The sequence below is a fragment of the Streptomyces sp. PSU-S4-23 genome (genome assembly GCF_055632315.1).
Genome location: NZ_JBVMUU010000002.1, coordinates 3,771,562 through 3,785,806, shown reverse-complemented (window position 1 = coordinate 3,785,806; position 14,245 = coordinate 3,771,562). Strand labels below are relative to the sequence as shown.

Genomic DNA, 14,245 nt, shown 5'->3' with positions numbered 1-14,245 from the left:
CTCGACCGCAGCGTCGTGGCGGCTGACGAGTGTCTCTCAGTGAAGCCCGGAGGCCCTGAGGACCGCCTGTGTGGTCTCGTCGTCGATCCGGTGGCCGAGTCGTTCCAGGACGTCTGCTCCTTCGCGCAGCGTGCAATGTTCGACGGAGCGGCGGACGCCGGTGTCGAGCTCGTGCCAGATCAGCGGGTTGGCGGCCAGGACGCGGGGGTCGAGTTCCAGGCGGTGGCCGTAGGCGTCGCGCAGGACCAGGTGGGAGGAGACACCGCCGTACTGGCGTACGGTCACCAACGCGTCCGTGCACACCATGCGACGGCGCCAGACGCTCCGCGCTGCGAGCCAGCCGCGGCCCGCGGTCACCCGGTGCGGCAGGAGGACGGCGAGGAGCACGGCGGACAGGGTGATCCACAGCATGGCGCGGAGGGGAGTGAGGCTTCCCGCGTCCCAGTCGACCAGCAGGGCCATGGCGCAGAACGCGAGGGCGCAGGTCAGCGCCAGCCGGGCGCTGCCACGCCAGTGGTGGTCGCCGGCCGGGCCGAGCGGTCCGCTGCTGCGTTGCATGACGTCGACGCTAGGCGGCGGTGAGCGCATGGGCGACTTCTGCTGACGGTCTTCTGACGCCGTGGGGCGGAATCTTGGCGGGATCCTGACGCGTGGTCTCCCGGGTCATCCGACGTGGACGCGGGGTCGTCGCTCGCGGTCCGGTTCCGCCTCGCGCAGCACTTCCCGGGTGACGGGGGCGACCTCGCCCTGGCCGAAGAGGAAGAAGCGCAGGAAGTTGGCGAAGGGGCTGCCCTCGGTCCACTCGAAGTAGATGTGCGGGGTGCAGCCCGTGCTCTCGCGGACGTGGAGCAGCAGGGCTGCCAGGGCGTTCGGGATGGATGAGGACTCCAGGGTCAGCACCCGGTAGCGGTCGTGCATGATCTCTCCGCGTACCGTCAGGCCGGCCTCGAATTCGGAGGGGTCGGTGACGGTCACCTCGACGAAGGCGAAGTCATCCTGCGCGGGGATCTCGTTGTCCTTGCGGATCTGCTCGATCTTGTCGCGGTACTCGGCCTTGTCGCGCCGGTCGGGCTCGTTGGCGATGAAGCGGATGCGGCGGTGGGACATGTCCCGGACGAATCGTTCCGCCATGTCGTCCAGTTCGACGTGGGTGACGCGCAGTTCGAAGGCGCGGGCCAGGCGGGAGAGCAGCGAGACGAGGATGATGCCGGCGATGAAGCAGGCGCCGATCTTCACGCCGTCCGGGCGTTCGATGACGTTGGCGACGGTGACGTACAGCAGGACCGCCGAGACGACCGCGAACGCGATGACCCAGCGGCGTTCTCCGGCCTTGCGGGCGGCGATGGTCACCGCGATCGCCGCGGAGGACATCAGCACCAGCACACCGGTCGCATAGGCGCCGCCCTGGGCGTCCACGTCCGCGTCGAAGAGCCAGGTCACCAGGAACGCGATGAGCGTGAAGACGATGACCATGGGGCGCACGGCCCGCGCCCACTGCGGGGCCATGCCGTAGCGAGGCAGATAGCGGGGCATCAGGTTCAGCAGCCCGGCCATGGCGGAGGCACCCGCGAACCACAGGATCGCGATCGTCGACAGATCGTAGAGGGTGCCGAAGGTTCCGCCCAGGTACTCGTGCGCCAGGTAGGCGAGGGCGCGACCATTGGCCTGGCCGCCCGCCCTGAACTCCTTCTCGGGGATCAGGACCGTTGTGATGAAGCTGGTGGCGATCAGGAACACGCTCATGATCAGCGCGGCGGCCGTGAGCAGCTTCTTGGTGTCCCGGATGCGGCCTGCGGGCTTCTCCTCGGTGTCTCCCGGGTCGCCCTGCACATGGGGCATGACGGCGACGCCGGTCTCGAAGCCGGACAGGCCGAGCGCCAGCTTGGGGAAGACCAGCAGGGACACGCCGATCATGGCAAGGATGCTTCCGTGCTCGGTGGTCAGGGCGCTGGTCCAGTCGGCGACCACGTGCCCTGCCGTGAGGACGTGCCACAGGCCGGCGACCACGACCACGGCGTTGAGGCCGAGGTAGGCCACCACCAGGACGACCGCGACGCCGATGGCCTCCAGGAAGCCCTTGAGGAAGACCGCGCCGAGCAGAGCGATGAGGATCAGGGTGATCAGCATCTGCCGGCCGTGCAGCACGCCCGTCAGATGGGGGTTCTCGATCAGGTGGGTGGAGGCGTCGGCGGCGGAGAGCGTGATGGTGATCAGGAAGTCGGTGGCGGCGAAGCCGAGCAGGGTGAGTACGAAGAGCTTGCCCTGCCAGAAGGACAGCAGCCGTTCGAGCATGGCGATCGAACCCTCGCCGTGCGGACTCTCCTCGGCCACCCTCCGGTATACGGGCAGGGCGCCCGCCAGGGTGACGACGACCAGCACGAGGGTCGCGACCGGCGACAGCAGACCGGCCGCGAGGGCTGCGATGCCGGGCTGGTAGCCGAGGGTGGAGAAGTAGTCGACGCCGGTGAGGCACATGACCCGGTACCAGCGCTGTCCCTTGTGCGGTGGCTCGGGCTCGGCGTGCGGTCCCTGCTGGATCCCCTTGCCCATGTCGGACAGGCCCTGCAGCATCCACGTCCGCAGTCGGCTCGGCGGCGGGTGTTCCGTGGTGGCCATCGACATGCTCTCCTGGGTGCGGCTCGGCGTGAGGGTGTCGGCCATCACGCGGACGGCGGCACCACCATAAGCGGAGAGTGATGCGTGGGCCCATGGATCACTCCTCGGGCGGCATCAAGGTTGCGTTAAAAACCGAGGCGCGAGCGTCGGCGGCCAGCACAAGCGAGCGGTATCAGGGCGGCACGGCGAGGCAGCGGCGGCCACCGAGCGTGATGTCGACGGGCACGTGAGTTCCGCTCCGGAGCCGGTCCCGCGGGCTCTCCTGCTGCCGTGTGCCGTCGTCATGCGCTGAGCCGATCACGTGCCACGGGACTGCCGACGGCGCAGTCCATGCACGACGACCTTCGTGAGATGACGGGGAAGACGACCGCCGGAGGGCCCTGCGGTGCCGGGGCCCCGGCACCGCACGGCGGCGCACGGTCGCCGGCGACGAGGCGACGAGGCGACGAGGCGACGACGGGGCGACGAGGCGACGACGGGGCGACGAGGCGACGACGGGGCGACGAGGCGACGACGGGGCGCCGTGCACCGGCGCCGGTCCTTCGGACGGGCGCCGTCCGCCGCGGTCCGACTCCGATGGGGGAGGGACTCGGAGCCGTTGGGCCGCTGACGCCTGCGGCCTCCTCCGGCGGCCGACAGGAAACCTATCCGCATGCACGCCCCGAACCTGCCTGCACGGCAAGGAATTTGCGGCCTTCATACGGACAGAACGCGGGCCGCGTCAAAGCTCCGTCAAAGGGACCTGAGAAGGCGTCAGGGGCGCGTCAATGCGCGCCGCACCTGGCCGGTTCCGGTCGCAGACTGATCGCCACGGGGGGCGGGCGACCGTCCGCGGCGTGACGTTGGAGGGCGCGTGACGATCACCGCCGGTGGCGCGCACAGTCCCGAGGCGAAGGCCGGGACTGCTGCACGGACACAGCACAGAAGCACCGCCCCTGTCCTGAGAGGTCCGGCGACGCGCCCGCGAGGGGGGTCGCGGCCGACCGGGCCGGGGCGCCGCCCCGGCCGCGAGGCCGTGGCCGCGTGGGCCGCTCTGCGCCGCCGCTACTGGGCCACCGTGCCCGCGCGGCTGCGTCTTCTGCGCGCCGCCACGGCCTCACTCGCCCTCGCTCTTGCCCTGCTGCTCCTGCTGGCCGGGCTGGCCGCCTCCGGAACCTGGGACGCCGTGTCCGGGCGGGACGCGCCGCGCACCACCAGCGCCACCGACCTCGACCTCGCGCTGAACGACATGGACGCGCAGGCCGCCAACATCCTGCTGTCCGGTGGGAACGCGGGCAGCGGGCGGATGACGGTGCCGTACACGAAGGCGATCGGGTTCTACGGCGACGCCCGCCGCGCGATCGGACACCAGCTGCGCACGCTGGCCGTGGCCGCCGAGGGCGACCACGCCGCCGAGAAGACCGTGGAAGCGCTGACCGACGACTTCTCCGAGTACCAGGAGCTGATCGGCCGCGCCCTGGAGAACGACGGACGCACCGGCGGCAGGCAGGCCGCTCTCGACGACTACCGCACCGCCACCGACCTGCTCCAGCGTCGGCTCATCCCCGAGGCCCGCAGCCTGGTGGACTCCAACAACCGCGCCTTCGAGCGGCAGTACGACTCCGCGCGCTCGGCCCTCGCCGCGCAACTGGCCGCCGTCGTGGCGCTCGGCGTGCTCCTGCTGGCCGTGCTCGGCGTCCTGCAGTGGTACCTGGCCCGGCGCTTCCACCGGATCCTCAACCCGGGGATGCTCGCCGCCACGGTCTGCACCCTGCTGGCCGTGCTCCTCGGTACGCACCTGCTGTCCGCCACCGCCGGACACCTGCGCGGCGCCCGGCGCGACGCCTTCGACTCCGTCGTGGCCCTCTCGAGCGCCCGCGCCATCGCCTACGACGCGAACGCCGACGAGAGCCGCTACCTCCTCGATCCCCAGCGCCGCGACCAGTACGCGCAGGCGTTCCTCGGCAAGTCCCAGCAGCTGTACGGCATGAAGGGGACGACCCTCGCGACGTACGACGACGGCCTCGCCCGGACCTGGCAGGCGTATCGGCGCGACCACGGCGATCTGCGGTTCACCGGTGAGTACCGGCGCGAACTGGACAACATCACCTACACCGGGGAGCGGGCGGCGGCCGAGAGGACGGTGGAGACGTACGCCGCCTACCAGCGCGACGACCGCCGGATCCGCGCGCTGGTCGCGCAGGGCAAGGAACGGGATGCCGTCGCCTTCTGCATCAGCTGGGAGCCGGGCATGTCCAACGCGCACTTCGGCGCGTACACGGACGCCCTGGACCAGCTGATCACCGTCAACCGCGGTCACTTCGCGACGTCGGTCCGGGCCGGCCGCTCGACACTGACCGGTCTGCTGCCCTGGGGCTGCGGCCTGCTGCTGGCGGCGTGGGTGGCCACCGGCCTGGGCCTGCGGCCCAGGCTGGCCGAGTTCCGTTAGGCGTCCGCCAGCCGTGCCTCCTCCAGGTCGAGGGAGCGCTGGAGACGGCGGCGGGTGGTGTCGCTGATGCGGTGCTCGTCGTACAGGCGGTGGAGTTCCGACACCCCGACGGTGATCAGGTCGCGGCGGAGCTGACGGCAGACGAGGCCGGCGGACTCCTGCGGGGCGCTGTCGAGAGGCCCCGCGTCATCGCCGAGGCGCTCTCGGGCGGCGTCGAGCCGCGCCCGGAAACCCCGGCGCAGCCGGTCGAGGACGGTGGCGGGGACGGCTTCCAGTTCGGAGATCTCCTCCAGCCGTGCGAGCCCGGCCTCGGCAGGACGACAGCGGGCCGTAAGAGCTGCGTCAAGGCTGCCAGAGTCGCCGTCAGAGGGCCGTCAAGGAGCGTTGTATCCGATCGGGGGGCGGGTTTCCTGTACTGGTCCGACTCTTACCGAACCTCATCCAGGAGCTCACGATGGCCGACCTGGCCTTCGTCATCGCCACCGTCGCGGCGTTCACGCTGGTGGCTCTCGTCGCCAAGGGGGTGGCGAAGCTGTGACCGCCGAGAACATCGTCGGCCTGATCGTCGCCGTCGCCCTGTTGGGTTACCTCGTCCTCGCCCTCGTCTTCCCGGAGAGGTTCTGAGACAGCAGATGGGTCCCGTCCTTGCCGACGTGCTCCTGGTGATCGCGCTGGTCGGCGCGCTCGCGTTGGTGCACCGTCCCTTCGGCGACTACATGGCCGCCGTCTTCCAGTCCAAGAAGCACCTGCGGGTCGAGAGGTGGATCTACCGTGCGGTCGGCGCGAACCCCGACGCGGAGATGCGCTGGCCGGCCTACCTGCGGGGCATGCTGGTCTTCTCCGCGGTGAGCGTGCTGTTCCTCTACGTGCTGCAGCGGGTGCAGGACAGGCTGCCGCTGTCTCTCGGCTTCAAGCCGATCAGCCCGGACCAGGCGTTCAACACGGCCGCCTCCTTCGTGTCGAACACGAACTGGCAGTCGTACTCGGGCGAGGTGGCGATGAGCCATGTGACCCAGACGATGGGCCTGGCCGTGCAGAACTTCGTCTCCGCCGCGGTGGGGATCGCCGTGGCGGTGGCGCTGGTGCGCGGCTTCGCCCTCCCCCACTCTCGGCTCCGCTCGAGCGGGGGGACCCCCATCCGCACCGGAGACCTGGGCAACTTCTGGGCCGACCTGGTGCGCTGCACCATCCGGATCCTGATCCCGATCTCGGTGGTCGCGGCCGTGGTCCTGATCGCGGCGGGCGCCATCCAGAACTTCGGCGACATCCACACGATCACCACGCTCACGGGTGACAAGCAGGCCATCAGCCCCGGCGCGGTCGCCTCCCAGGAGGCCATCAAGGACCTGGGCACCAACGGCGGCGGTTTCTTCAACGCCAACTCCTCGCACCCGTTCGAGAACCCCAACGGCTTCACCAACTGGCTGGAGATCTTCCTGCTGCTGGTGATCCCGTTCTCGCTGCCGCGTACCTTCGGCAGGATGGTCGGCAGCGTGAAGCAGGGCTACGCGATCGTGGCCGCGATGGGCGTCATCTGGTTCTTCGGTGTGGTCGCCGTGACCTGGCTGGAGTACGCCCACCCCGGTACCGCCTCGCAGTTGGCGGGCGGCGCGATGGAGGGCAAGGAGCAGCGCTTCGGTGAGGGCAACTCCTCGCTGTTCGCGGTGTCCACCACGATGACCTCGACGGGCTCGGTCGACTCCTTCCACGACTCCTTCAGCGGGCTGTCCGGCGGCGTCCTGCTGCTCGGCATGATGCTCGGCGAGATCGCGCCCGGCGGTACGGGCTCCGGCCTCTACGGCATGCTGATCATGGCGGTCATCGCGGTGTTCATCGCCGGTCTGATGGTCGGCCGTACCCCCGAGTACCTGGGCAAGAAGATCGGCTCCCGTGAGATCAAGCTGGCGGCCATGTACATCCTGGTCACCCCGGCGCTGGTGCTGATCGGCACCGCGCTGGCGATGGCGCTGGGCAAGGGCCAGTCGTCGATGACGAACATCGGCGCGCACGGCTTCTCCGAAGTGCTGTACGCCTACACGTCCGCATCGAACAACAACGGTTCCGCCTTCGCCGGCTTCGCCGCCAACACCGAGTACCACAACACGATGCTGGGCCTGTGCATGCTGCTCGGCCGCTTCCTCCCGATGGTGTTCGTGCTGGCGCTGGCCGGGTCGTTGGCCGAGCAGAAGCCGGTGCCGGCCACCGCGGGCACCCTGCGCACCGAGAAGCCCCTTTTCACCGGCCTGCTGGTGGGCGCAATCCTGATCATCACCGGTCTGACGTTCTTCCCGGCGCTCGCGCTGGGCCCGCTGGCCGAAGGGCTGGCGTGATGACCACCAACACGCAGAAGACAGACATGAAGAAGCAGGACTCCATGTCCACTGGCACTCCCACCCTCGCGCCCCACCAGGACGCACCGACGGGACACAAGGCAGACGGCCGGGTCGGCGGGGGCCTGTTCGACCCGAAGCAACTGGTCACGTCGCTGCCGGATGCCCTCCGCAAGCTCGACCCACGGGTGATGGTCAAGTCGCCCGTGATGTTCGTGGTCCTCGTCGGCTCCGTCCTGACGACGATCTTCTCCTTCAAGGACCCGGGCGACTGGTTCGGCTGGGCGATCAGCGCCTGGCTGTGGCTGACCGTCGTCTTCGCCAACCTCGCGGAGGCGGTCGCCGAGGGCCGCGGCAAGGCCCAGGCCGACACCCTGCGCAAGGCCAAGACCGACACGGTGGCGCGCAGACTGCGGGGGGACGGTTCCGAGGAACAGGTGCCGGGCATCGAGCTGAAGATCGGCGACCTGGTGGTCTGCGAGGCCGGTGACATCATCCCCGGCGACGGTGACGTCATCGAGGGCGTCGCTTCGGTCGACGAGTCGGCGATCACCGGTGAGTCGGCGCCGGTCATCCGCGAGTCCGGCGGCGACCGCTCGGCGGTGACCGGCGGCACGAAGGTGCTGTCCGACCGGATCGTCATCAAGATCACGACGAAGCCGGGCGAGACGTTCATCGACCGGATGATCAGCCTCGTCGAGGGCGCGGCCCGGCAGAAGACGCCCAACGAGATCGCGCTGAACATCCTGCTCGCCTCGCTGACGATCATCTTCCTTCTCGCTGTGGCGACCTTGCCGCCGTTCGCCGACTACGCCGGCTCGAAGCTCGGCATGGTCGTGCTGGTGGCGCTGCTGGTCTGCCTGATCCCGACGACGATCGGCGCGCTGCTGTCGGCGATCGGCATCGCGGGCATGGACCGGCTGGTGCAGCGCAACGTGCTGGCGATGTCCGGCCGGGCGGTGGAGGCCGCCGGTGACGTCTCCACGCTGCTGCTGGACAAGACCGGCACCATCACGCTCGGCAACCGGCAGGCGGCGGAGTTCGTGCCGGTGCGTGGCACCACCGAGGCCGAGGTGGCGGACGCGGCCCAGCTGTCCTCGCTCGCGGACGAGACCCCGGAGGGCCGCTCCGTCGTGGTCCTGGCGAAGGAGAGGTACGGGCTGCGCGAGCGCCACCAGGGCGAGCTGGCCCACGCCGAGTGGATCGCCTTCACCGCCCAGACCCGCATGTCGGGTGTGGACGTGGACGGGCGCAGGGTCCGCAAGGGCGCCACGGCCTCGGTCACCGCCTGGGTCAAGGAGCAGGGCGGCACGGTGGCCCGGGACGCGGACGCCGTCGCCAACCGGATCTCCGAGGCCGGCGGTACCCCGCTGCTGGTCGCCGTCCACGACGACAGGGGCGCTCGCGTCCTGGGTGTCATCCACCTCAAGGACGTCGTCAAGGACGGCATGCGGGAGCGGTTCGAGGAACTGCGCCGCATGGGCATCAAGACCATCATGATCACGGGTGACAACCCGCTGACCGCCAAGGCCATCGCCGAGGAGGCGGGCGTCGACGACTTCCTCGCCGAGGCCACCCCCGAGGACAAGATGGCGCTGATCAAGCGGGAGCAGGCGGGCGGCAAGCTGGTCGCGATGACCGGTGACGGCACCAACGACGCCCCTGCCCTGGCGCAGGCGGACGTCGGCGTGGCGATGAACACCGGTACGTCGGCCGCCAAGGAGGCCGGCAACATGGTCGACCTCGACTCCAACCCGACCAAGCTCATCGAGATCGTCGAGATCGGCAAGCAGCTGCTGATCACCCGGGGCGCGCTGACCACGTTCTCCATCGCCAACGACGTCGCGAAGTACTTCGCGATCATCCCCGCGCTGTTCGCGGCGGTCTACCCGGGCCTCGACAAGCTGAACATCATGCAGCTGTCCTCGCCCGACTCGGCGATCCTGTCGGCCGTCGTCTTCAACGCGCTGATCATCATCGCGCTGGTCCCGCTGTCCCTGAAGGGCGTGCAGTACAAGCCGGTCAGCGCCGACAGGATGCTGCGCAGAAACCTCGCGATCTACGGGCTCGGCGGCCTGATCGCGCCCTTCATCGGCATCAAGATCATCGACCTGCTCATCTCTCTGATCCCCGGGATCGGGTGAAGGACATGAACACCTCTCTCGCGAACTCCGCCCGCATGGCGTGGGCCGCACTGCGCATGCTGCTCGTTCTCACCGTCGTGACCGGGATCGTCTACCCCCTCGTCGTCACCGGGATCGGCCAGACCCTGTTCCACAGCAAGGCGAACGGCTCGGTCGTCAAGGTCGACGGCAGGGAGGTCGGCTCGAAGCTGATCGGCCAGAGCTGGAACGTCGAGGGCACCGACAAGCCGGACCCGAGGTGGTTCCAGGGACGGCCCTCCAACAGCGCCTACGACCCGTTGGCCACCGGCTCCAGCCAGCTGGGTGCCAGCGACCCCACGCTCGTGAAGAACGTCAGGGCGGCCAAGAAGCAGGTCGCCGCCTTCAACGGCGTACCCGAGTCGAAGGTGCCCGCCGACGCGGTCACCGGCTCCGCCTCCGCCATCGACCCGGACATCTCCCCGCAGTACGCGGACATCCAGGCCGACCGGGTGGCCAAGGCCAACGGCCTGTCCGTCGCCGAGGTGCGGAAGCTGGTGAAGGACCGCGCCGACGGCCGCAGCCTCGGATTCATGGGTGAGCCCCACGTCAACGTCCTGGAACTCAACATCGCGCTCAGGGAACTCACCGGGAAGCAATGAGCTTATGGACTCGGACGGCCGGGAGCCGACGGACCAGGGGAGACCCGGGCCCGCCGGCTCCCGCCGCCGTCTCCACAGCACTGACCCCACCGACGACAGGAAGGCCGACACCGATGACCCGGGTGCTGGTGGTGGAGGACGATCCGCAGCTCGTACGGGCCCTCGTGATCAACATGCGGGCCCGGCAGTACGGCGTGGACGCGGCGCCCGACGGCGCCACCGCCCTCCGCCTGGCCGCTGCCCGCCAGCCCGAGGTCGTCGTGCTGGATCTCGGACTGCCCGACATGGACGGCGTGGACGTCATCAGGGCCCTGCGCGGCTGGACCCGCGTACCTATCCTGGTGCTGTCCGCGCGCCGTGCCTCGGACGAGAAGGTGCAGGCCCTGGACGCGGGCGCGGACGACTACATCACCAAGCCGTTCAGCATGGACGAGCTGATGGCCCGGCTGCGTGCCGCCGTCCGCCGCACCGAGACCCTGATCCCTGTCCCTGAGACCGTCCTGGTCAAGACCGACGACTTCACCATCGACCTGGTGGCCAAGAAGGCCATCCGCGGCGGGCGCGATGTACGGCTCACCCCCACCGAGTGGCATCTGCTGGAGATCCTGGTCACCCATCCGGGTCGCCTGATCACGCAGAAGCAGCTGCTGCAGGAGGTGTGGGGCGTACCGCAGAGCAACAAGACGAACTACCTGCGTGTCTACATGGCCCAGCTCCGACGCAAACTGGAATCGGACCCCGCCCATCCCCGTTACCTGATCACCGAGCCCGGCATGGGCTACCGCTTCGAGGGGTGAACATGGCACGCGGCAAGCTTCGGATCTATCTCGGCGCGGCGCCGGGCGTCGGCAAGACCTACGCGATGCTGTCCGAGGCGCACCGGCGTGTCGAGCGTGGCACCGACTGCGTGGTGGGGTTCGTGGAGCATCACGAGCGGCCGCGCACCGAGGTGATGATGCGCGGGCTGGAGCAGATCCCACGCCGGGAGATCGAGTACCGGGGCGGCACCTTCACGGAGATGGATGTCGACGCGGTGCTGGCCCGGCGTCCACGGGTGGCGCTGGTGGACGAGCTCGCCCACACGAACATTCCCGGCTCACGCAACGCCAAGCGCTGGCAGGACGTGGAGGAGCTGCTGGCCGCCGGGATCGACGTGATCTCCACCGTCAACATCCAGCACCTGGAATCCCTGGGTGATGTCGTCGAGGCGATAACGGGCATCCGGCAGCAGGAGACGGTGCCGGACGAGGTGGTGCGCCGCGCGGACCAGATCGAGCTGGTCGACATGTCGCCGCAGGCGCTGCGCCGCCGGATGGCGCATGGCAACGTCTACAAGCCCGACAAGGTCGACGCAGCACTGTCGAACTACTTCCGGCCGGGGAACCTGACGGCGTTGCGGGAGCTGGCGCTGCTGTGGGTGGCCGACCGGGTCGACGAGTACCTGAACGAGTACCGCAGCCAGCACCAGGTGTCGACGATCTGGGGCTCGCGCGAGCGGATCGTGGTCGGGCTGACCGGAGGTCCGGAAGGGCGGACCCTGATCCGGCGGGCCGCGCGGCTGGCGGAGAAGGGCGCCGGCGGCGAGGTCCTGGCCGTCTACGTCACCCGCAGCGACGGACTCGCCTCTGTCTCACCGAAGGAACTGGCCGTTCAGCGGGCCCTCGTGGAGGACCTGGGCGGCACCTTCCACCAGGTTGTCGGCGACGACGTCTCTGCCGCGCTGCTGGACTTCGCGCGCGGGGTGAACGCCACCCAGATCGTCCTCGGCGTCTCGCGCCGCAAGAGCTGGCAGTACTTCTTCGGGCCCGGCGTCGGCGCCACGGTTGCCCGTGATTCCGGCCCCGATCTCGACGTCCACCTGATAACGCACGACGAGGCGGGCAAGGGCCGCGGGCTGCCCATCGCACGCGGCGCCCGGCTGGGGCGCTCGCGCCTCATCTGGGGCTGGCTCACGGGCATCGGCGGGCCCATGCTCCTGACGCTGCTGCTGACCCACATCGACGTGGCCCTCGGCCTCACGAACGACATGCTGCTGTTCCTGACGCTCACGGTGGCGGCGGCACTGCTGGGCGGCCTGCTGCCGGCGCTGGCCTCCGCAGCCTTCGGCTCCATGCTCCTGAACTGGTACTTCACCCCGCCGGTGCACCGCATCACCATCGCCGACCCGAAGAACATCCTCGCCCTGGCGATCTTCGTGGCGGTGGCCGTGTCGGTGGCATCCGTCGTCGATCTGGCCGCCCGGCGCACCCACCAGGCGGCCCGGTTGCGCGCCGAGTCGGAGATCCTCTCCTTCCTGGCCGGCAACGTGCTGCGCGGCGAGACCGGCCTGGAGGCCCTGCTGGAGAGGGTCCGCGAGACCTTCGCCATGCGCTCCGTGGCCCTCCTGGAGCGCGAGAGCGACGCGGCTCCCTGGACCTGCGCGGGCAGTGTGGGCCCGAGCTCCCCGATCCAGCGTCCCGAGGATGCCGACGTCGACGTCCCGGTCGGCGACCACATGGCCCTGGCGCTGACGGGCCGGGTGCTGCCCGCCGAGGACCGCCGGGTGCTCGCCGCGTTCGCCACCCAGGCGGCCGTGGTCCTCGAACGCCAGCGCCTCCAGGAGGAGGCCGACCGGGCGAAAATGCTGGCCGAGGGCGACCGTATGCGGACCGCGCTGCTCGCCGCCGTCAGCCACGATCTGCGCACCCCGCTCGCGGCCGTCAAGGCGGCGGTGACCTCGCTGCGGTCGGAAGACGTGGCCTGGTCGGAGGAGGACCAGGCCGAACTCCTCGCCTCGATAGAGGAGGGTGCCGACCGCCTCGACCACCTCATCGGCAACCTGCTGGACATGTCCCGGCTCCAGACCGGCACGGTCGCGCCGCTGATCCGGGACGTCGAACTCGAGGAGGTCGTTCCCATGTCCCTGGCCGGGGTGCCGGAGGACAGCGCGGAGCTGGACATCCCCGAGACACTGCCCATGGTCTCGGTGGACAAGGGCCTTCTGGAGCGGGCGGTCGCCAACGTCGTCGAGAACGCGGTGAAGTACAACCCCGCCGACGAGACGGTCCTCGTGTCCGCCAGCGCATTGGGCGATCGTGTCGAGGTCCGGATCGTGGACCGCGGCCCCGGGGTCCCGGACGAGGCCAAAGAACGCATCTTCCAGCCCTTCCAGCGCTACGGCGACGCCCCGCGCGGCAACGGGGTCGGCCTCGGCCTCGCGGTCGCCCGCGGCTTCGCCGAGGCCATGGGCGGCACCCTGCACGCCGAGGACACTCCCGGCGGCGGCCTCACCATGGTCCTCAGCCTTCCGGCAGCAGGCCGTCCACAGGTCGCTCCCGGCCTTTCCATAACCACCGCCCCATAGCAGCGGGGTCCTGCCGGGCCGTGCGTCGGCGGTCGGTGTCGTACGTGTCCGCGACGCGATCACCTGGCCATCGCGAGCCCTTTGCCGCGTACGCCTCGCGCCCGGCCGACGTCGATCAAGCATGGGGCCCCACGGCTCCCATGGTCGGGTGACGCATCTCCGTACGCAGTCGCCAGGCGCCGAGATCCCGCAGTGTCCTCACCTCGGCCGTCGGCGGGGACGGCGGCACCGCGAGGACAGGGCAGGTGGCATGGGCGACGCAGTAACGGCTCACCGACGGTGAGAAGAAGCGGCGGAGCCGACCAGGCCGCCCGGCGCCATCTGCCGGAGATGTTCGAGGCCATCGCCGAGGCCATCGCCGAGGCCGACGCCGAGGCCGACGTCGAGCGCTGAAGGCAACGCCGCGCGGCGCAAAACGTTCGAGGACCTGGCCCAGATCCCCAGGAAGGGCCGCGAGCATCACGCCCGCCGCAAGGTGATGAAGGCGGCCATCGCCGAGATGGAGCCCTACCGCCGCATCGTGAGCCCGGCTACCCGCCAGCGCGTCCGCTCCACGCTGCGGGCCACGCTGAACGCAGTGATCGCGCAGCAGTTGATCACCTTCAACCCGGCTGCCCACGTCGAGTTGGAGGCGGGCAAACGCCCCAAGCCCCTGGTGCGGACCGAGGAGCGCATCCTCCACTGGAAGCTCACCGGCGAGAAGCCGTCGCCGGTGATGGTCTGGACTCCGGAGCACACCGGCCTCTTCCTCGACCACGTCGCGG

General features: G+C 69.9%; 10 protein-coding genes. 7 read left to right on the top strand and 3 right to left on the bottom strand.

What is annotated here, in order from left to right; genetic code table 11:
- Window positions 1-36: 36 nt before the first annotated feature.
- Together ACZ79I_RS17335 and ACZ79I_RS17330 are read right to left on the bottom strand one after the other, a co-directional pair.
- Entirely contained in the window at window positions 37-558 is a 522-nt protein-coding gene (locus tag ACZ79I_RS17335; RefSeq protein WP_471498385.1) for a hypothetical protein, read from the bottom strand.
- Between the two features lie 105 nt (window positions 559-663).
- Window positions 664-2,616, bottom strand: coding sequence for an APC family permease (locus ACZ79I_RS17330; protein WP_471505026.1), 1,953 nt, complete (start codon window positions 2,614-2,616; stop codon window positions 664-666).
- Window positions 2,617-3,631: 1,015 nt separating this feature from the next.
- Here ACZ79I_RS17330 and ACZ79I_RS17325 point away from each other — a divergent pair.
- The 7 genes from ACZ79I_RS17325 to ACZ79I_RS17295 all read left to right on the top strand — a co-directional run bounded on the left by ACZ79I_RS17325 (window position 3,632) and on the right by ACZ79I_RS17295 (window position 13,481).
- A complete protein-coding gene (locus tag ACZ79I_RS17325; protein WP_471498384.1) occupies window positions 3,632-5,044 on the top strand; it encodes a hypothetical protein in 1,413 nt (470 codons plus the stop codon).
- Between the two features lie 534 nt (window positions 5,045-5,578).
- The gene (gene kdpF, locus ACZ79I_RS17320) at window positions 5,579-5,668 is read left to right on the top strand and encodes a K(+)-transporting ATPase subunit F (protein WP_055544543.1); all 90 of its coding nucleotides are present in this window, start codon (window positions 5,579-5,581) and stop codon (window positions 5,666-5,668) included.
- An 8-nt stretch (window positions 5,669-5,676) separates the two neighbouring features.
- Entirely contained in the window at window positions 5,677-7,374 is a 1,698-nt protein-coding gene (gene kdpA / locus ACZ79I_RS17315) for a potassium-transporting ATPase subunit KdpA (protein WP_471498382.1), read from the top strand.
- The gene (kdpB, locus tag ACZ79I_RS17310; protein ID WP_471498380.1) at window positions 7,374-9,518 is read left to right on the top strand and encodes a potassium-transporting ATPase subunit KdpB; all 2,145 of its coding nucleotides are present in this window, start codon (window positions 7,374-7,376) and stop codon (window positions 9,516-9,518) included. Before kdpA ends, kdpB begins: the two co-directional genes overlap by 1 nt.
- A gap of 5 nt (window positions 9,519-9,523) precedes the next feature.
- Window positions 9,524-10,138, top strand: coding sequence for a potassium-transporting ATPase subunit KdpC (gene kdpC, locus ACZ79I_RS17305; RefSeq protein ID WP_471498378.1), 615 nt, complete (start codon window positions 9,524-9,526; stop codon window positions 10,136-10,138).
- 113 nt (window positions 10,139-10,251) lie between these two features.
- Window positions 10,252-10,935, top strand: coding sequence for a response regulator (locus tag ACZ79I_RS17300; protein ID WP_471498377.1), 684 nt, complete (start codon window positions 10,252-10,254; stop codon window positions 10,933-10,935).
- A 2-nt stretch (window positions 10,936-10,937) separates the two neighbouring features.
- On the top strand, window positions 10,938-13,481 hold the full coding sequence (locus ACZ79I_RS17295) for an ATP-binding protein (RefSeq protein ID WP_471498375.1): 2,544 nt from the start codon (window positions 10,938-10,940) through the stop codon (window positions 13,479-13,481).
- Window positions 13,482-13,988: 507 nt separating this feature from the next.
- Here the strand turns inward: ACZ79I_RS17295 and ACZ79I_RS17290 are convergent.
- Window positions 13,989-14,219 (bottom strand): hypothetical protein, encoded by a 231-nt coding sequence (locus ACZ79I_RS17290; RefSeq protein ID WP_471498373.1) that lies wholly within the window; start codon window positions 14,217-14,219, stop codon window positions 13,989-13,991.
- Window positions 14,220-14,245 lie beyond the last annotated feature (26 nt).